The 18,705-nt window shown below is 44.0% G+C and carries 16 protein-coding genes; 3 read left to right on the top strand and 13 right to left on the bottom strand.

The window, feature by feature from the left end:
* Nucleotides 1–244: 244 nt before the first annotated feature.
* Both tpiA and PR833_RS18890 read right to left on the bottom strand, forming a co-directional pair.
* The gene (gene tpiA / locus PR833_RS18895; protein ID WP_040132578.1) at nucleotides 245–1,015 is read right to left on the bottom strand and encodes a triose-phosphate isomerase; all 771 of its coding nucleotides are present in this window, start codon (nucleotides 1,013–1,015) and stop codon (nucleotides 245–247) included.
* Nucleotides 1,016–1,201: 186 nt separating this feature from the next.
* Nucleotides 1,202–1,816, bottom strand: a complete 615-nt coding sequence (locus tag PR833_RS18890) for a DUF1454 family protein (RefSeq protein WP_272526422.1) — start codon at nucleotides 1,814–1,816, stop codon at nucleotides 1,202–1,204.
* Nucleotides 1,817–1,869: 53 nt separating this feature from the next.
* Between PR833_RS18890 and PR833_RS18885 the strand changes: the two genes are divergently transcribed.
* Nucleotides 1,870–2,292, top strand: a complete 423-nt coding sequence (locus PR833_RS18885) for a DUF805 domain-containing protein (protein WP_272526421.1) — start codon at nucleotides 1,870–1,872, stop codon at nucleotides 2,290–2,292.
* A 38-nt stretch (nucleotides 2,293–2,330) separates the two neighbouring features.
* On the opposite strand, the gene fpr is transcribed toward PR833_RS18885, so the two are convergent.
* Nucleotides 2,331–3,077 (bottom strand): ferredoxin--NADP(+) reductase, encoded by a 747-nt coding sequence (gene fpr, locus PR833_RS18880; protein ID WP_249890565.1) that lies wholly within the window; start codon nucleotides 3,075–3,077, stop codon nucleotides 2,331–2,333.
* Nucleotides 3,078–3,479: 402 nt separating this feature from the next.
* On the opposite strand from fpr, the gene emrD reads away from it, so the two are divergent.
* Nucleotides 3,480–4,664 carry a multidrug efflux MFS transporter EmrD gene (gene emrD / locus PR833_RS18875; protein ID WP_014657239.1) on the top strand — a complete coding sequence of 395 codons (1,185 nt, stop codon included), beginning with the start codon at nucleotides 3,480–3,482 and terminating at the stop codon, nucleotides 4,662–4,664.
* A 38-nt stretch (nucleotides 4,665–4,702) separates the two neighbouring features.
* Here emrD and PR833_RS18870 read toward each other — a convergent pair whose 3' ends face one another.
* The 4 genes from PR833_RS18870 to PR833_RS18855 form a co-directional block, all read right to left on the bottom strand.
* Nucleotides 4,703–8,644: a hypothetical protein gene (locus PR833_RS18870; RefSeq protein ID WP_272526420.1), complete on the bottom strand. Its 3,942-nt coding sequence runs from the start codon at nucleotides 8,642–8,644 to the stop codon at nucleotides 4,703–4,705.
* A 27-nt stretch (nucleotides 8,645–8,671) separates the two neighbouring features.
* Complete coding sequence (locus PR833_RS18865; protein ID WP_272526419.1) at nucleotides 8,672–9,142, bottom strand: hypothetical protein; 471 nt, start codon at nucleotides 9,140–9,142, stop codon at nucleotides 8,672–8,674.
* A 205-nt stretch (nucleotides 9,143–9,347) separates the two neighbouring features.
* Entirely contained in the window at nucleotides 9,348–10,874 is a 1,527-nt protein-coding gene (gene glpK, locus PR833_RS18860) for a glycerol kinase GlpK (protein ID WP_004924654.1), read from the bottom strand.
* 24 nt (nucleotides 10,875–10,898) lie between these two features.
* A complete protein-coding gene (locus PR833_RS18855; RefSeq protein ID WP_004924651.1) occupies nucleotides 10,899–11,741 on the bottom strand; it encodes an MIP/aquaporin family protein in 843 nt (280 codons plus the stop codon).
* Nucleotides 11,742–12,044: 303 nt separating this feature from the next.
* Between PR833_RS18855 and zapB the strand changes: the two genes are divergently transcribed.
* Entirely contained in the window at nucleotides 12,045–12,284 is a 240-nt protein-coding gene (gene zapB, locus PR833_RS18850; protein ID WP_004924650.1) for a cell division protein ZapB, read from the top strand.
* Nucleotides 12,285–12,631: 347 nt separating this feature from the next.
* Here the strand turns inward: zapB and rraA are convergent, their stop codons facing one another.
* The 6 genes from rraA to cytR form a co-directional block, all read right to left on the bottom strand.
* Entirely contained in the window at nucleotides 12,632–13,153 is a 522-nt protein-coding gene (gene rraA / locus PR833_RS18845; protein ID WP_014657241.1) for a ribonuclease E activity regulator RraA, read from the bottom strand.
* Nucleotides 13,154–13,263: 110 nt separating this feature from the next.
* The gene (locus PR833_RS18840; protein ID WP_004924644.1) at nucleotides 13,264–14,184 is read right to left on the bottom strand and encodes a 1,4-dihydroxy-2-naphthoate polyprenyltransferase; all 921 of its coding nucleotides are present in this window, start codon (nucleotides 14,182–14,184) and stop codon (nucleotides 13,264–13,266) included.
* Between the two features lie 225 nt (nucleotides 14,185–14,409).
* Complete coding sequence (gene hslU, locus PR833_RS18835; RefSeq protein WP_014657242.1) at nucleotides 14,410–15,744, bottom strand: HslU--HslV peptidase ATPase subunit; 1,335 nt, start codon at nucleotides 15,742–15,744, stop codon at nucleotides 14,410–14,412.
* Between the two features lie 10 nt (nucleotides 15,745–15,754).
* Nucleotides 15,755–16,285, bottom strand: coding sequence for an ATP-dependent protease subunit HslV (gene hslV, locus PR833_RS18830; RefSeq protein ID WP_004924640.1), 531 nt, complete (start codon nucleotides 16,283–16,285; stop codon nucleotides 15,755–15,757).
* A 154-nt stretch (nucleotides 16,286–16,439) separates the two neighbouring features.
* Complete coding sequence (ftsN, locus tag PR833_RS18825) at nucleotides 16,440–17,255, bottom strand: cell division protein FtsN (protein WP_036942552.1); 816 nt, start codon at nucleotides 17,253–17,255, stop codon at nucleotides 16,440–16,442.
* A gap of 151 nt (nucleotides 17,256–17,406) precedes the next feature.
* On the bottom strand, nucleotides 17,407–18,435 hold the full coding sequence (gene cytR / locus PR833_RS18820) for a DNA-binding transcriptional regulator CytR (RefSeq protein ID WP_004924634.1): 1,029 nt from the start codon (nucleotides 18,433–18,435) through the stop codon (nucleotides 17,407–17,409).
* Nucleotides 18,436–18,705 lie beyond the last annotated feature (270 nt).

Here is an 18,705-nt window from a genome sequence, read left to right as displayed (position 1 = left end):
TATTAGTGAGATGTGTGGTTTTTTATATTGATGATTTGAAGTTTTTTTCTATTGGGAATAAATAAAATATTGAAAGAATAATTTGCATTAAGGAATTTATGTTTTTGTGATCGCATTAAGTTAATATAATCGTTTCAAATATAATTATTTATTATTCCTTAATAGGGGGATTATGTTTTTAATTATGGCATTAAATAAAAAAACCGCCAATAAATATTGGCGGTTATTATCAATGAAATATAAATTATTTGGCTTTTTTAGCTTCAGCGGCTGCTTTAACGATAACAGCAAACGCATCTGCTTTAAGTGATGCGCCACCAACAAGTGCACCATCGATATCCGGTTGAGTGAATAGCTCTGCTGCATTGCCTGCATTGACTGAACCACCGTATTGGATGATGACTTGCGCAGCAACCGCAGCATCTTTTTTCGCAATATGGTCACGGATAAATTTATGAACAGCTTGAGCCTGAGCTGGCGTCGCTGATTTACCTGTACCGATAGCCCAAATTGGTTCATAAGCGATGACCGCATCTTGGAATGCTTGGGCGCCTAGTGTATTGAGTACAGCGTCGATTTGGCGAGCGCACACTTCTTCTGTTTTACCTGCTTCATTTTCTGCTTCGCTTTCACCGATACAAAGAACAGGAACCAAGCCTTGCTCTTTCAGTACAGCAAATTTTTTAGCAATAAACTCATCGCTTTCTTTGTGGTAGGTGCGACGCTCTGAGTGACCGATAATAATGTATTTTGCGCCGATATCTTTGAGCATTTCGGCAGATGTTTCACCAGTAAATGCGCCGGAAAGATTGACGTCAACGTTCTGTGCACCTAGGGCGATACGGCTACCTGCAAGCGCATGTTTTGCTTGAGTCAGATAAATAGCCGGTGGCGCAATTGCTACGTCACAGCCATCAACACTGCTCAGCTCGTTGCGTAGGCCAGCAATCAGGTCATTAACCATGTGAGTGCTGCCGTTCAGTTTCCAGTTACCCATTACCAATGGATGTCGCATGTTGTTTCCTCCAACCAGAGAGTTTGATTTATCAATAAGTGACTCGCTGCTGTGTAACACGGGGTGCAACGAGAAAAATTTTTCTGTTATGGACCTTAAAAATTTAGGTGTTAAGTATAAAGAGAATACATAACAATAGCTTTGCTTTTTATCACGCTGATGACGATTGCTGTGATCATTATCCGGTTAAGGTGCTTCTGTCTTTAGCTTAATCGGTTCAACAGCAAAAGTAAGCACATTATTTTCACTTTTTACTAAAATGTAGCGCAGCGCACCTAAACGTACTTCGTCTGCATAGGTTGGCTCTTTATTCGCGATGAATGCCTTTAGTGCTTTTGTCAATTCAGGGGTTTTATCTATTGCAACGGTTGGATCAAATTGTTGAATAACAGCCACCGCATAGCGTTCCATCAATTGTCGATTGGCTTGAGCCTCATTGTTATCGCGGGTTGGCAGTAGCGTGATCTGTAAGCTTTTAATTTTCTCGCTTCCACGCTCCAATACGGCGGATGAATAGATATAGGCATTGATCCGAGAAGCCGCTCGTATATAGGGAGCTGAAATGTCTTGGCTTGCAATCACTTTATATTCATGTAGTGGTAAATTGGGGTTTGTTTGATTAAATTGGTTACGAAACTGTGGGATGGTAAGGTCAAACGAAGGCGCATCCGGCGCTAAATAAGCGACTTCAAAATCACTATTCGGTAGCGTGGGTACTTTTTGCGCAAATGTCATTTGTGGCAAACCAAGTACAAAAACGGTTATCATGACGTGAATTGAATGGAGTGCGTGTTGTTTCATTTGTTTTTGCCACTCATTTTATGGTTTTTAATATTGTATCAGGATCCGGTGTAATGACATTACAACAATGGGCTTTCTCCTTCAAAGGTCGTATTGGTCGTCGACCATTTTGGGTAGGTATCGCATCGTATTTTATTTTAATGACAATCATTGTGTTACTGCAAAATGCATTTGCATTATCTGAAACGGTTGTGATTGTATTACTGGTTTTATTGCTTTATCCGCTAGCTGCAATATTTACTAAGCGTTTGCATGACAGAGGGAAACCCGGTGGCTGGTTTGCACTGGTGATCCTCGCTTTCGCCCTATTTTCAATGGATGTTAGCCAATTAGCCCCTGTTTGGCAGTGGGGAATTGGGCGCTTTTTACCGCTGTTAATCGCTATGATTATGTTACTAGACTGTGGTGTTTTTGTAGGGATGGATTCTGAAAATCAGTATGGTGAAAAAACACAATCTGTTGATTACCTGTCTTGACCCCCTCTCTACGGGTGAAAGAGGGGGGATTAAAATGGTTACCAATATTGTTCACTGCTGATATGACCCGGTTTACGGCGTAGGTGTTTGCTCATTCCTCGGGTTTTTACCAATAGCTCGCGAGTATCTCTGACCATTTCAGGGTTACCACATAACATCACATGGCTGCTGGTGGCATCAAGCGAAACGCCAGTGGCTTCTTCGAGCGTATTGTTTTCAATCAATGCTGGCACACGTCCATATAACGCATCGCCGCAATGTTCACGGCTAACAACGGTAACTAAATGCAGCTTTTCTGGGTAGCGTTTGGCTAATTGCTCCATTAAGGGGAGATAGCTGAGATCTTTCTGGTAGCGAACCGCGTGCAAAAGTACGATTTTTTCAAATCGTTCAAGGTCTTTGCCTTCTTGTAATATCGATAGAAAAGGGCCTATCGCGGTGCCAGTGGATAGCATCCAAAGGTTTTGGCAGTCGGGAATTTCGTCTAATACAAAGAAGCCTGACGCTTCATCCGTAACTTGTAAGGTATCTCCAGGGCGTAATTGAGCCAGTTTAGGGCTAAGTTTACCATTTGGTACAACCACAAAGTAGAATTCAAGGCGATCGTCACTCGGGGCGTTAACGTAAGAGTAAGCACGTTGCACTCGTTCACCTTCAATTTCGAGAGCAAGTTTTGCAAATTGGCCGGCGATAAAAGGTTTGATAGGGGCGTTGATTACTAGGCTGAATAAAGAATCTGTCCAAAATTTTGCTTCAATAACGGTTCCGGTAACCCAATTAGCCATAAATATTCACCTCTGGATTTTTTTCTAACTTTGCTGCTTATCAGAGTTTCATACTAAATCAGTTTACTATTTGCGCTTATCGATAATGTGTTCTAGTGAATTATTCTTTTTAAGAGATCACAAACAAATTTAATGTACAGTTTTATTGCCATATCCGGCGAATATCGCTGACATTGCACCATTAATTAAAATGCTGTCCTACCTCGAAAAAAAAATTAGTTTTGTTATCTTAGTCACGCAACGGTGACATGGGCATGATGTACTGCCGATTAACCGTTTTATCAAAGAAAACAATCAATAACTCTTTGTGGTTTCACTCTGAAATTAAACCTTCATGTTATTTGTATTGAATAACATGGCTAGGCTGTGCATTCAGGTTGATAAATTGGTTTTGAGAAGAAAATGAGAAAACTGGAACATTTTAATTTACTGATCTTGCTGATCGCCCTAGCAGCGGTAGGGCAAATGACACAGACTGTCTATGTACCTGTTATTGCAGACATCGCTGTGTACTTTGGTGAACCGTCTGGCTCAGTGCAGCGAGTCATGGCGGCTTACTTGTTTACTTATGGTTTCTCTCAACTGATATATGGACCGTTATCTGACCAAGTTGGCCGCCGTCCGGTTATTTTAGTTGGGATGAGCATCTTTTTACTCGCGACAACGCTGGCACTTTTTGCCCCAACGCTGGATATTTTAGTGCTCGCCAGTGGCTTGCAAGGGCTGGGTACAGGGGTGGCTGGGGTCATGGTGCGTACGATGCCTCGTGATCTCTACAAAGGAACCTCATTACGCTATGCAAATAGCTTATTAAACATGGGCGTATTAGTTAGCCCACTGCTCGCGCCTATGTTTGGTGGATTGCTTGCTCATTTTTGGGGTTGGCATGCCTGTTATATCTTTTTGTTTATTCTTGGCGCTTTTGTGCTGGTGAGCATGTATCGCTGGCTACCTGAAACACGCCCTGAGTCTTCAGAAAAACGCAGAATGTTGAGTTCTTATCACCAGTTACTGTCGAGTGGCTCCTTTGTTTCTTATTTAATTATGTTGATCGGTGCGCTGGCGGGTATTGCGGTTTTCGAAGCCAGTAGCGGTGTTTTGATGGGCGGTGTACTTGGTTTGAATAGTATTACTGTCAGTATCTTATTTATTATTCCTATTCCTGCCGCATTTTTTGGCGCTTGGTATGCAGGGCGAGAAGGTAAAAGTTTTTACCATTTAATGTGGCAGTCCGTGATCTGCTGCTTGATTGCAGGGTTGCTAATGTGGATCCCCGGCTGGTTTGGGGTGATGAATATCTGGACGCTATTGGTGCCCGCCTCGGTGTTTTTCTTCGGCGCGGGCATGCTATTCCCTTTAGCAACAACAGGGGCAATGGAGCCTTTCCCTTATTTGGCCGGAGCAGCTGGGGCATTAGTCGGCGGTATGCAGAATGTGGGTTCAGGGGTGGCAACATGGGTTTCCGCACTGTTGCCGCAAAATGGGCAGTTTAGTTTGGGCTTATTGATGCTGCTGATGTCTATGTTAGTGCTATTGTGCTGGCTACCGTTGGCTCATCGTTTGAATCGAACAGAGCATACGATTTAATCAGTGATAGCAGGCGATCACTCATCGCCTGCTTAGTTTTATACGGTAAGGGGCGCTGAAATGACCCTTGGCGTGATCGGTAATCTCCCTTCATTTATTGTCATCGTTTGATTTGCTGTTTTCTCCATCATGGCGATTAGCTCCGGTTGCTGCTCTATGTGATTGAATATCACTGGCTGGTTATAATCCAAAAAGCGTGTATTTTCGGTGATGGTGGCGGTGTGGTTTTGCGTCAATGTCACCGTACTTGGGGGCGTGTCATCTTGCAGGTGTTTGTCGAGATAAATTCGGATTGCCGTTATTTTCAGGTTTGGTGTGCTGTCGGTGGTACCAATAATCGACAATAGCTCCCCTTGGCGAGTGATCTGCCACGGCGCTAATGGGGTTTGTTCACGAATATCACCTGATGGATCTTCGACCAATAAGGTTACCCAATAATGCTGTTGCTCTTTAGGGAGTTGTAGCGTTGTGATATCAACAGTTTGATTAATGTAAACATCGGCAAGCAGTGGGGCATTCGCTTCGATATTGTAATGCGCCAAGGGTGTTGTTCGCCTGTCAGCCTGCAACGTTAAGTGGTTGATGGGGAGAAAAGGTTGCTTTGTATTGATTTGCCCATTCTTACCCCAAGGGTCACTCAAAGAGAAATATTGTTGGTGGCGTTGTCCATCGCTAATCCAAGTAGCACACAGAGCGCTATTTGGGGTTATCCTTTGATTGTTGACCCGACCCGTTGAAAAGTCGATTAAATGGGGGTCGGTAGCAGACCAGAACAGCGGGCTACCACACCAGTAATTATCGAGAGTGACATATTGTAATGGCTGATTGGCCTGATATTGGTGAAAGAGCCGATTGGCTAAAGCGTCCGGATTGGCATAGGTGTAAATCGGCTGTTGATTATCGGCTTTCATTATTTGAATTTTCACTAATTCGCCATGATCAGCCATATTTAAGCTAATGGATTTAATATCTTCAATCGGGCAGCTATCTGTCGTCATGAGTCCATTTTGGGTTGCATAAGTGGCAACTAATAAGTACACATGGGGTATATCACGCAATTTGTCTCGTTGTGCCACGATAGGGAGATCCCCAAGAGTACGCTGAATATTAAGGTGGCTATAAGGATGGTTATTACCATCGGGTAAGGTAACTATCGAACCACTGACCCAATAAACAGGGTGGTTTTGCTGTCTGTTCGATGTTGGTATTGGTCGTGATAAAAACCGCTGAATTTTCTGGTTGTAGTGAGATGAATGGGGAATAAATGCATCATAGGGTGCCTTATTGTTTTCCCCCGCCGTTGGGTACATGGCAGGCCGGATCTCTTGAGTGCTTCTATTTTCGGGGTGAGTATAACGATAGGTAATATAGGCGCTACGTGCTTGGTCATAAGCAATTTCAGGGCCATTACTCTGTTTGGAAAATGGATAATATGGGTGATTCGTATGCGATAATCCTAAGCCATGCCCAAATATTTCATGCCATAACACATCTGATTGGGCGATCCCGCCACCAAAAAGTGGTGACGCCATTCCCAGCAATGAACCGTAAATCGATGGCTGTATCGCCGTATAATATAACTCATGGTGCGTACCATTAGCCTTTTTTATCCAATCACTTTGTTGGTAGGCCCATGCAATTTGCAAGTTAGCAGGATCAAAGAACGGGTTTCTTTTATCGTATTGCGGCATGGTCAATGTAGAGGCATAAAAATTAGGGTGAATATAACCCGAAAGTACAGGAGCAAGTGTATGTGACGGGCTACTATGGAGCGTAAGCTGTGAGACCGGTAACTTAGCAACCGCCTCTTTTCCCCAACTCAGTGGAGAGTATGCATAAAGCCCTTCTCCTGTTTGATAGAGATGATGGCTTGCTACTCGCGCGGTCAGCGGGGGCACCTCAGTGACCTTAGGGGAAAAGTAGCCATCACTATCGGTGTAAGGCAGTGTGATAGGTTGATTATCCGCAATTAGACGAATACGAATATCGGGTTTTATCCATGCTCCTTTTAAGGGGGCACTGTAGCTTAGCTGGTCGGCAATTTTGTGACTGACTGACGGGGCGACAGGCATATCGGCTAATTGTTGTGGAAGTTGCCGCGGCCCCATCAATCTTACCCTTCCTAGTTCGTTTCCTTGCTGATCGCTAACAATAGCGACAATATCGGGGGCATTCGCTGCGGTTCGGCTTGTAATATCGACTTTAACCAGCGCCCAGCGGTGAGCGATTAAGCTTAAATAGGGGGAGTCTGGATGCTGTTGGTGGGTTTGTGTGAGGGTAATGCCATGCACTTGCATATCTTCAGGTACAGCGTAGTTACGTGCGGCTGGTGGATTGTAAATAGGGTCGGGGACACTGAAGGTCCTTATTCCTGGGCGCGATAGGATAGGTGCTTTTTCTGTTTGTATTTGGATGGATAGAGGAGCCGATCGCCGACCATCCTTGAATATCGCCACAAAATCAAATTGGTCATGACCAGTAAAAGGCGAACGGCGATTAGGCAGATAGAACCATTCCCCAGTATGGCTATTTAGCCTGATTGAGCCTGACTTAGCCCCTTCGAGTTGTTGATAGTGGCTAATATTAGCATGTTGAGGCAACTTTCCTGTGATGGCCCCGACGGTGAGGTGGTTAGGCAACTCAGTTGTGTTTTCAGCAATGATTAAGGGGTGTTTTTGCTCTTGGTAACCAAAGCTAAGCGCTTTAAGCACTCGATTAACGTGGTCAATCACCTTTAAGCGCTCATCTTTATCATCCCAAACAACCTGTAGTGAAGTATCTTGACTATAGTGGCGAAGGACACGCTGTAAGTAGCCTGCAAATTCTTCTGGTGAGGCAAATTGCACGTTAGCAGATTTGAAGGCGCGACGTATCAAGTTGATTTGACGACCATGTTTGCCTGTTAACGATAGGGTGATATGTGTCAGGCTATTGAGCTGCTCTAACGTAAAATGAATAGAGTGAGTGACGGATTGTGGCGCTTGAACGGTTGTGACGTTCTTTAAGATCTCAACATAAGGGATCTGCTGGCTTTTTTTCAGTTGAAATTGTGTGAAAGTTAATCCGTTTCCTTTTAAGGTTAAGGTGTGATCACGGTAATCAACAGTAATAGGAGCCGCTAATGGCGCTAATCGCTGATTAATTTTGTGTTCAATGTCTTTAGCGAGTGTTTGCCATGATGCATGTGAGGCGAGCGCAATATCATCTAATTTTAGGATTTGTTGCTGGCTCCCTTTTTTTAAGGTGACAGAAAAATATTCAATTTCACGCAGTCGCTCGTCGGTTAAAGCCAGTTGGTTTATTGCTGTTGAAGGGAGTGAGATAACCTGCTGGACGCCATGAATAGAAGGCGCCATTCGCATCACATCTGCAAGTGGCATTTCGTCACGGTATCGCGGTGCTTTTTTTATGGGGGCTGAGTTTTGCAAAATGGGCTCATGCACAAAGGCATCTTGAGGGATCAACGCTAATGTGTCGGTATTTGGTGGTGCCCAACCAAGACGAAACTCAGGAGGTCGCCCATCGGTTGTGGTGGTGATCCGCATAGTGCATCGCTCACCTTCCTTTAAATGGTTGAAAGTGAGTGTTGGGGTTTGCTCCCCTTTTGTCACTGTTATTTTTTGAGTTCCTATTTCTAGCTGTATATCCTGCTCTATCCTTGATGTATCAAGCGCAAAGGTGTATTTCCCTGCTTTTGGGATAATGATCTTAGCATCATAAATCCAGACGGTATCTATTTGCTGGTGGGGGAGAGGCGATGTTAAGTTTTGCAAATGGGGAAGAGTCATTATATGAGTGGGCTGCCTATTTGCTTGTGGCTCTGTTTTCTTTTGGCTATAAACGGCAATTCCTGTTTGTGTGGGCTGGTTTGATGCTATCTGTGTAGACGATGGGCGGATATGTCGGTCATGTGGAGGGATGATTGTATCAAGTAATTTTTTTATTGCGGAGGAGGTTTCTTCCTCTTGATAGATTAACACGCTCCCCCCTGTCAGTAACATCCAATGTTAAATCAGAGACACTTGCTGCTCTGTCGCCTTTGATGACAGTACAACGATATCGTAGTGGCGGTGCCATTGCCCGCTTGGGAGTAGGGCATCGGCCAGTTGCTCAGCGGCCCGCGTTTCACCTTCCTGCCATTGATAAGGTGAATCAAAAGTATCAACAAACAGATTGTGGTTAGGGTGGATGGTACTGCCTGAAAATTTATCGGGGCTGATACTGCTTAAGAGATAGTGAGTTGTGCGGCTGGCGGGTTGTCGTGGTTTACCCATCAACCAACTCATCACTAAAAACAGGGTTTGGCTGTCGGGTGATTGGTCTGGATCCTGCTTTAGGGCGTTAAGTAGTGCTGTACTTTGGGCGATCACCGCCACTCTGCCCCGAGATTGGTAATACCCGAATTTAATATGTTCTTGGTGTATTTCATGGCGTAAAAAATCACTAAGATCCGTTAGATATTTGTTCTGGCTATCCATCGCCGTTCTCCATCATCTTAAAAAATATCATTAATCCCATTTAGGATTTCTGCATTTTTCAATGAGGCATAGAGAATGTCTAATTTATTATTTGTACACTAATGAGCTAACTATTTAATAAATAATTAATTAGCTATGATATGAAATAAATAAGGCAACACGGTAAGGTGCTGCCTTATGGATCTATATCAGGAGTGAAGAGGGATTACGCGCGGTCTTCCCACTCTTGTGCGCGAGCCACGGCTTTTTTCCAGCCACCGTATTTATAGTTACGTTCGGTTGTTTCAATACCTGGCTTGAACACACGCTCAATTGTTGCTTTGCTTTGTAGCTCGTCGAGGCTTTTCCAGAAACCAACCGCAAGGCCTGCAAGGTAAGCTGCACCTAAAGCTGTGCTTTCGCGAACTTCAGGGCGTTCCACAGACGTTCCTAAAATATCTGCTTGGAACTGCATTAAGAAGTTGTTCGCAACCGCACCACCATCTACACGGAGTGCTGCAAGGCGCGTTTCCGCATCGGCTTGCATCGCATCTAGCACATCGCGAGTTTGATAAGCAATAGATTCCAGTGTTGCACGGATAATATGGTTACGGTTAGCACCACGTGTTAGGCCGAAAATAGCACCACGCGCATACGGATCCCAGTATGGTGCGCCTAAACCGGTGAAGGCTGGCACCACATAGACGCCATTGCTGTCTTTCACTTTTGTTGCGAAATATTCAGAGTCGGTGGATTCATCAATCAGTTTCAGCTCATCACGTAGCCATTGAATAGATGCACCGCCAACGAATACCGCACCTTCAAGGGCATAGTTCACTTCGCCTCTTGGGCCACACGCAATAGTTGTCAGCAGGCCATGGTTTGAACGAACCGCTGTTTCACCTGTGTTCATTAGCAAGAAGCAACCTGTACCATAGGTATTTTTTGCCATGCCTTCTTTCACACATAACTGGCCATAGAGCGCGGCTTGTTGGTCACCTGCAATACCAGAGATAGGAATACGAGTACCGCCTTTACCACCAATGTTAGTTTGGCCATAAACTTCAGACGATGGGCGAACTTCTGGCAGCATTGCACGCGGAATATTCAACGCTTTAAGGATCTTATCATCCCATTCCAGATTGCGGATATTAAACATCATGGTACGAGAAGCGTTCGTGTAGTCGGTTACATGAACACGGCCTTGGGTCATTTTCCATACGAGCCATGTATCTACTGTACCGAATAGTAATTCCCCTTTTTCAGCGCGTTCGCGAGCACCTTCAACATGGTCTAAAATCCATTTCACTTTAGTACCAGAGAAATAGGGGTCAACAACGAGGCCAGTATTTTGGCGAATATACTCTTCTAGCTCTTTATCATTCTGCTTGAGATGAGTACAGAAATCCGCAGTACGACGGCACTGCCAAACAATCGCATTATAAATTGGCTTACCTGTTGCTTTTTCCCAAACAATGGTGGTTTCACGTTGGTTAGTGATCCCGATACCTGCAACTTCATCGGTACGAATATCTGCTTTTGCCAATACTTCGATAAGCGTTGAGCTTTGTGTTGCCCAAATTTCCATTGGATCATGTTCTACCCAGCCTGGCTTAGGATAGATTTGAGTGAACTCACGCTGTGAAATACTGATGATATTGGCGTCGTGATCGAGTACAACGGCCCGCGAACTGGTTGTTCCCTGATCAAGAGCGACAATATATTTTTTCTCGATATTTGTTTCTGTTGTCATAATTTAAACCTGTTCCGGTGATGATTAAGCGTTTTTACTAGATGTTTTTGATGGCTCGTCTTTTTTCGTATGCACGAAACCTGGTAAGTGACGAGTGATCAGCATGCGGTAACCGAATGCACCAATCAGAGCGCCAACGATAGGAGCAATCAATGGTACTAAGAAATAAGGAATTTCACGTCCACCTGTCAGGGCAATATCCCCCCAGCCTGCGAGATAAGCAACAACTTTTGGTCCGAAATCACGAGCAGGGTTTAAGGCGAAACCTGTTAGTGGGCCGAATGAACCACCAATAACGGCAATCAGAATACCAATTAATAGCGGTGCTAGAGGCCCACGTGGAATACCGTTACCATCATCGGTTAAAGCCAAAATTAGGCACAGGAGGATGGCAGCGATAACCACCTCAATAAAGAAGGCGTGCATTTCGCTAATTTGTGGGGCTGGGTAAGTAGAGAATACACCAGCAGTAAAGAGGCTTTCTTGTGTGCCACGAATAATGTGGTGAACTTGGTCGTAATCAATGAATACAGGTGAGTACATCGCATAAACTAAGGCGGCAGCGAAGAAACCTCCTAACATTTGTGCAACGATGTAAGGTGCGACTTTATGTCTTTCGAAGCTAGCAAATAACCAAAGTGCAATGGTTACGGCAGGGTTAAGGTGAGCCCCAGAGATGCCAGCGGTTAAGTATACAGCGAGTGCAACACCAAAGCCCCATATGATACTGATTTCCCAGAGGCCAAGTTGTGCTCCGGCGATTCGGACTGCTGCAACACAGCCTAAACCAAAGAATACGATGAGTGCAGTACCTAAAAATTCTGAGATGCACTGACCGGTAAGTGTAGTCGTGGTCGTTTGGCTCATATCTTCTATCCTACGAAAATTAAAATTATTGTAATGTTTTTCAGGTTAAGATCTTCAAAGTGAAAACCTATAGTGTAAATTTATCGTTAATGAGCGCAAACGAGAAATATCGAAATTGAAATATGTGTGTTACATCACCAAAACGAAAGAAAACGACCAAAAATAGTGACGCAATCGACCTTTACGATGTGATCAGACCAGTGTTTTAAAATAAGGGATTTGGGGAATCAGAGTCAAGCCACTAGACACAGAGGATCATGCTACTTACAATCGATATTAAAGCTTACATGGGAGGTCAGAAGAATGTCATTTGAAGTATTTGAGAAACTAGAAGCAAAAGTCCAACAAGCGATTGATACCATCACACTGTTACAAATGGAAATCGATGAGCTAAAAGATAAAAATAGTGCGCTTGTTCAAGAACTGGATAATGCGAAATCGGGCACCGAATCACTGGTACGTGAAAACGAACAACTGAAACAAGAGCAACAATCGTGGCAAGAGCGTCTGCGTGGTTTGCTGGGTAAAATGGAAGAAGTCTAAAATACCGGTTATATTTCGCGCAGCAGCGTTGTTGGCTTCTTTTGGTTACCTGAATGGCATACTTATGTATGCTCATCGCGATAACCTATGACCGCTGACGAGCAGCAACACGAATTATCTAGGGGTACATAGGGTCAATAAGTTATAGCTGTTGCTGATGATTGTAGGTTATCTATTGATATCAAAAGTTGAAATAGCTTGGCATGAGTCGTTAGGATTTTTACGTTGCTATCCCTGGTGATAGGGGAATAGTCAAATTGTACTTTGTACCACAGAACCATAAAAAGAAGGGCTGATATCATTATCAGCCCTTCTTTTTTGAAACCGTATGATCATGCGATTGATGATTAGAGGTCGTCGTCTAGTACTTCAAACTCGCTACCATCCTGAGTTGAAAGTGGTTCTTCTGATAAGATGATGCCTGTGTTATCTGCATAGAGATAGTCACCCGAGAAGAAGGTAACGCCGCCAAAATTGACGCGAATATCGCTTTCGCCAATACCTTCATCTGGGCAGCCTGCCGGTATGGCGGCAATTGCTTGAATACCCAGATCTAACTCCATCAATGCGTCTACTTGGCGTACAGCGCCATAAACCACAATACCTTCCCAGTGGTTATCAACGGCTAAGCGAGCAAGTTCCGCATCAATGAGGGCTTTGCGTACAGAGCCGCCACCATCGACAAGGAGAATACGACCATGACCGTCTTCTTCCAGCAAATCATATAGTAGGCCATTGTCTTCAAAGCACTTGACCGTAATGATTTGACCGCCAAATGAAGTACGTCCACCAAAGTTGGAAAAGAGAGGCTCTACCACATTGACGCTTTCTTGGTAGATATCACAGAGTTCGGAAGTATCATATTTCATAGTGTATAGGTCTTTATTTGCTGCAAGAGAGATAAAGTATATCCCTTTTGAGAGGTGATTGGCAAAATCCACCTCCCAAAAACAAGGGGGCTAAGTCAAAAAATAAGCAATTACTTACTCAATATTACACCGATAGAAAAGAGAACGTTAGTGAATAGTGCAGCTTTTACCATGTTTTCTAACATTGGGCGCATCCCTTCAGGGGTTGGATCACTGAGTACGCGACGCACATGGTTCATTAACATGGGAACGGCAAGCAAGAACAACCACCCCGTCCAGCCACGAAGATAAAGTAAGTTAAAGAAAGCTAAGCAGAGTATAGCAACAATAATAATAATAGCATGATAGATTCGCGCGCCTGATGGGCCTAAACGCACAGCAAGGGTATTCTTACCTGCTTTTACGTCATTTTCGATATCGCGCATATTATTAATATTCAGTACGGCAACGGAGAGTAAACCACAGGCTGTAGCCGGTAAAAAGGTGATCATGTTCAGTGTATTGGCTTGTAGGTAATAAGTCCCCATCACACTCAGCCAGCCAAAGAAAATTAGGACGGATATATCACCTAACCCTAAGTAGCCGTAAGGTTTTTTCCCGACGGTATAGGTGATAGCGGCGACAATCGCGATTAAGCCTAACACTAAAAAGCCAATGGCATCTTCAGGTTTTTCACAAGCGACAACAACCAGCAGCAAGCCTGAAATACAGGCAGCAATAATATTAATTTTTAATGCTTTTTTCATGTCTGCTTGGGTAATCACCCCTTTTTGCATACCACGCAAAGGGCCAATACGTTCAGCGGTATCTGAGCCTTTTACGGCATCACCATAGTCATTTGCAAGATTAGAGAGTATTTGCAGTAAGCCTGCGGTAATAATGGCTAATAGGGCAACAGGCCATTTAAAATTACCCGTTAAATAGGTCAGTGCGGAGCCAGTAATAATGGCTATGACTCCTAATGGTAAGGTCTTAGGACGTAAACTTTCTAGCCAAGCCTGCTTACGGCTAATAGAAGTAGATGAGCTCATTCAATAATTTCACAGGTTTGTTGTGTACAATACATTAAAAGCCCTCGCGTGAAAAACCGTATACGGCTTGTCCATGAAAACGTGCATATGGAAAGCGATGTAATGGCTGCGCGACAGGCTAAATATTTACCGTCTAACGTAAAATTATAAAGTACAACGATGGGTCACCGTTGTACTTTATTAGACGTATCTTAAGGATACATGAAAACCTGATAATTAATAAGCTTATAAAATAAATCTGCTTAGATCTTCATCTGCAACCAGTTCATCAAGGTGCTGTCTGACATACTCGGCATCGATTTGAATGGTTTGGCCGTTACGTTCGCTAGCATCATAGGAAATATCTTCCATCAAGCGTTCTAACACGGTATGTAAGCGGCGTGCACCGATGTTTTCAGTTGATTCATTGACTTGCCATGCCGCTTCCGCAATACGGCGAATGCCATCGTCAGTAAACTCAATCGTCACACCTTCTGTTGCCATCAAAGCTTTGTACTGCTCAGTTAAAGAGGCACTTGGCTCAGTGAGGATACGCACAAAGTCTTCTGTTGTCAGCGCTTGTAGCTCAACACGAATTGGCAAACGGCCTTGTAATTCAGGGATCAAGTCTGATGGGCTAGAAACTTGGAATGCACCCGATGCGATAAAGAGGATATGGTCGGTTTTGACCATGCCATGCTTAGTCGAAACGGTACAACCTTCGATCAGTGGCAGCAGGTCACGCTGTACGCCTTCACGAGAAACGTCAGGGCCAGAGGTTTGACCACCGCGCTTACAAATTTTGTCGAATTCGTCGATAAAGACGATACCGTGCTGTTCAACCGCTTCGATAGCTTGCTCTTTCAGCTCTTCAGGGTTGACCAGCTTAGCGGCTTCTTCTTCCACTAGCAGTTTAAACGCTTCTTTGATCTTCATCTTACGTGCTTTTTGTTTTTGGCCCGCAAGATTTTGGAACATAGATTGTAGCTGATTAGTCATCTCTTCCATGCCAGGAGGAGCCATGATCTCAACACCCATTGGTGCCGCAGCGACTTCAATTTCGATTTCTTTGTCGTCTAATTGACCTTCACGTAATTTCTTACGGAAAGATTGGCGAGCAGGTGATTGTTCATCAACAGGCTCGGATTGACCCCAATTATTTTTTGCAGGTGGGATCAGAACATCAAGAATACGTTCTTCAGCCAGTTCTTCAGCACGGTAACGGTTTTTCTCAATGGATTGTTGACGGACCATTTTGACAGCAGAATCAGCTAAGTCGCGAATGATAGAGTCAACTTCTTTACCGACATAACCCACTTCTGTAAATTTTGTCGCTTCAACTTTGATGAATGGCGCGTTAGCGAGTTTTGCAAGGCGGCGAGCAATTTCAGTCTTACCGACACCCGTTGGACCAATCATTAAAATATTTTTTGGTGTGACTTCGTGACGTAACGTTTCATTCAGCTGCATACGGCGCCAGCGGTTACGTAGGGCAATTGCAACAGAGCGTTTAGCTTTGTTTTGACCAATAATATAATTATCGAGTTCGCTAACTATTTCGCGTGGAGTCATTTCGGACATACTGTAATCCTTATGATTTTGAAGAAATTTCTTCAAAGTTGACATTGTGGTTGGTATAGATACAGATATCGCCGGCAATAGAAAGTGCTTTTTCAGCGATTTCACGAGCACTTAATTCTGTGTTTTCAAGTAGTGCGCGTGCCGCAGCTTGCGCATATGGGCCACCTGAACCTATAGCAATTAAATCATTTTCTGGCTGAACGACATCACCGTTACCTGTGATGATAAGAGAGGTGTGTTCGTCGGCTACGGCTAGCAGAGCTTCAAGTTTGCGTAACATACGGTCAGTACGCCAATCTTTTGCTAGCTCAACAGCGGCCTTCGTTAAATGGCCTTGGTGTAGTTCAAGCTTGCGCTCAAACAGTTCAAAAAGAGTAAATGCGTCGGCAGTGCCACCGGCAAATCCGGCAATAACTTTGTCGTTATATAAGCGACGAACTTTGCGGACATTGCCTTTCATGACGGTGTTACCCATCGTCGCCTGCCCATCTCCACCAATTACGACCTGGCCATTACGGCGAACACTTACGATTGTTGTCATGAGTTAGCCCCTGGTTTTATGACGAAAAAAATGCGGGTATCAATTTTTCAAGTTACCAGCCTTCTTAAACGGGTAACTTGAAGCAAGCAAAATGCTGTAATAGCCGCTCTTGATAGTACGTTAAAACAGTACATGGGGGAGGGGATTGTATTTTTCAACCCCCAGAGGCACGAAGAATACAACCTGAGACACCAACACCGCTTGCACGATCGCGCATTTTTTCTGCCGTTGACTTGGAATAAGGGCCAAGTACGATACGATGCCAGCCGCCGCCAACAGTGACTCGGCTTTCTATGCCTGCAAAAGCGAGTGTAGCACGAACGGACTCTGCTTGTTCCGCGGTACGGAAAGAACCACATTGAACCAGCATATTTTGTAAATTATTCGCGGGTTTGCTTTCAACGGGTGCAGGCTGCGTTGATTGTACAGGGCGATTTTCTGTTTTTGCCTCGGTCGAGGTGACAGGTTTACGTTGTACTGGTGGATTGACGGGTTGAGTTGGTTCTTTAATGATCACTTGTGAACGAGGAACCGGTTGCCCATTATAAGGCACTTCCGGTAAATTCGTCACAGGGCCACGTCTATCCGAATCAATCTGTTCTAGTAGTTGACGCTGCTCAGGGGTTAGCTCCGATGGGCGCATAATGTTGCTACCCGTACTCTTTTGCGTCTGCTCAATGTTTGGCGTATCAACACCCCGACGCTCTAGCTCTTTAATATAGCGCCAGCGTTCTTCAGGTTTAGGCGGTAAAGTATCGACAGGTGCTGATGATGAATGGCTTCCCGTACTTTGGGGGGATTCCTTCTTATTTTGAGTGATATAGAAAAGGCCGCCCACAAACAAGACAACAATTCCGACAGCAACAACTAATGTTGTCATCGGTAGGCCTTGCGCTTTCTTGGCTTTGCCTTTACTGGTTTTACGGCGGGCAGATGACCGCCCGCGAGCTACATAATCTTTTTGTGCCACGCTGTTAATTCACTAGGTTATTGAGTGTCTGTGATTATTCAGTTTTATACTCGTCGTATTTCAAGTTGCAGTATTGTTGGTGATGTTTTAGCAACAAACTGCAGCTTGAATGATTTAGGTGGTACATGTTACTTAACCTGAACGACTTTGCCTAGCTTTTAGGCGCTTTTGTACTCTCTCTAATGATTAAATCAGAATCTAGGAGACGAGAGCCAGGGGTGACACTATTACCTTGTAGTTGTTCCAGCAGTAATAACATGGCATGGCGACCAATTTCATCGCGAGGGTGATTTATCGTTGTTAAGGCTGGCAATGTATACTGAGCCTGCTCTAGATTATCGAACCCAACAATAGATAGGTCATCGGGAAGGATGAGTCCTGATTTTTTTGCTTGCCACATTGCACCGATTGCCATGATATCACTATGACAAAAAACCGCAGTGGGTGGTTCAGGTAGGGCAAGTAAAGTTTTGACAGCCTCAGCACCGCTTTCATGCGTAAAATCACCACGAACGATATATTGCTCGCGTAATTTTTCACCCGTACGCAGCATGGCTTTTTTATACCCTTCTAAACGATACTGGCTGTGTGGCATATGTTCAGGCCCCGCGATACAAGCGATACGTTTATGACCTAATTTCTGTAAATAGTGCGTAGCATTAAACGCAGATGTTAGGTTATCGATATGTACGGTTGGTAGTTTAAGTTCAGGAGAGAACTCGTTAGCCATCACGATAGGGGGGAGATTTTTTTGTTCTTCAGCAGAGACATCGAAAGGTAAATTCGAGCCTAACAGTACCATCCCGTCGATTTGTTTCGTAATAATCAGATTAATGAAGGCGTTTTCTTGTTTTTGTTGATGTTTGCAGTCGCCAATTAAGACAAAATAACCTTCTTGCGCGGCAACTTTTTCCAGTCCACAAATCACATCACTGAAAAAGGGATCACTAATATCGGGAACGATCGCCAAGATCGTTTTTGATTCGTTACGTTTGTAGCTCCTTGCTAAGTTATGTGGATAGTAGCCCACATCCATCACAGCTTGCTCTACTTTCTGACGTGTCTGTAAAGAGACTTTTTCAGGTGTCATTAATGTTCTAGAGACCGTTGCCGTTGATACGCCCGCTGCATTAGCAACATCTTTCATGGTTGCAGTACCACTGTGTTGTTTCTGTTCCACAACGTCTTCCTTACGTTTAGTTAATCGATTGCTTTTTTTGAATGGCGTAAAGACGTCATCACATCAAGTAACGAGTTATTCTAAATGGTTTAACAATAATATCTGTTACCTAGTTTACATAAAAACTGTGACTTGCGTCATTTTTTAGAGCTACTTCGCAAATATTGAAAATAGTTACCATAAAGTTTCCATATGAAACATAGGGGCAATATCAAGTGGAGCAGTTTGCTATTGTCCGCTTCCCTTAAAATAAGACAGCGATAATTAGAT

The organism is Providencia sp. PROV189 (genome assembly GCF_028480065.1).
GTDB lineage: Bacteria > Pseudomonadota > Gammaproteobacteria > Enterobacterales > Enterobacteriaceae > Providencia > Providencia stuartii.
The sequence above is the reverse complement of the archived record's forward strand: the minus strand, read 5'-3'. Positions and strand labels throughout refer to the sequence as shown.

Coding starts and splice junctions, on each gene's coding strand:
- tpiA (WP_040132578.1), bottom strand. CDS start 1,015: ATGCGACATCCATTGGTAATGGGTAACTGGAAACTGAACGGCAGCACT.
- PR833_RS18890 (WP_272526422.1), bottom strand. CDS start 1,816: ATGAAACAACACGCACTCCATTCAATTCACGTCATGATAACCGTTTTT.
- PR833_RS18885 (WP_272526421.1), top strand. CDS start 1,870: ATGACATTACAACAATGGGCTTTCTCCTTCAAAGGTCGTATTGGTCGT.
- fpr (WP_249890565.1), bottom strand. CDS start 3,077: ATGGCTAATTGGGTTACCGGAACCGTTATTGAAGCAAAATTTTGGACA.
- emrD (WP_014657239.1), top strand. CDS start 3,480: ATGAGAAAACTGGAACATTTTAATTTACTGATCTTGCTGATCGCCCTA.
- PR833_RS18865 (WP_272526419.1), bottom strand. CDS start 9,142: ATGGATAGCCAGAACAAATATCTAACGGATCTTAGTGATTTTTTACGC.
- glpK (WP_004924654.1), bottom strand. CDS start 10,874: ATGACAACAGAAACAAATATCGAGAAAAAATATATTGTCGCTCTTGAT.
- PR833_RS18855 (WP_004924651.1), bottom strand. CDS start 11,741: ATGAGCCAAACGACCACGACTACACTTACCGGTCAGTGCATCTCAGAA.
- zapB (WP_004924650.1), top strand. CDS start 12,045: ATGTCATTTGAAGTATTTGAGAAACTAGAAGCAAAAGTCCAACAAGCG.
- rraA (WP_014657241.1), bottom strand. CDS start 13,153: ATGAAATATGATACTTCCGAACTCTGTGATATCTACCAAGAAAGCGTC.
- PR833_RS18840 (WP_004924644.1), bottom strand. CDS start 14,184: ATGAGCTCATCTACTTCTATTAGCCGTAAGCAGGCTTGGCTAGAAAGT.
- hslU (WP_014657242.1), bottom strand. CDS start 15,744: ATGTCCGAAATGACTCCACGCGAAATAGTTAGCGAACTCGATAATTAT.
- hslV (WP_004924640.1), bottom strand. CDS start 16,285: ATGACAACAATCGTAAGTGTTCGCCGTAATGGCCAGGTCGTAATTGGT.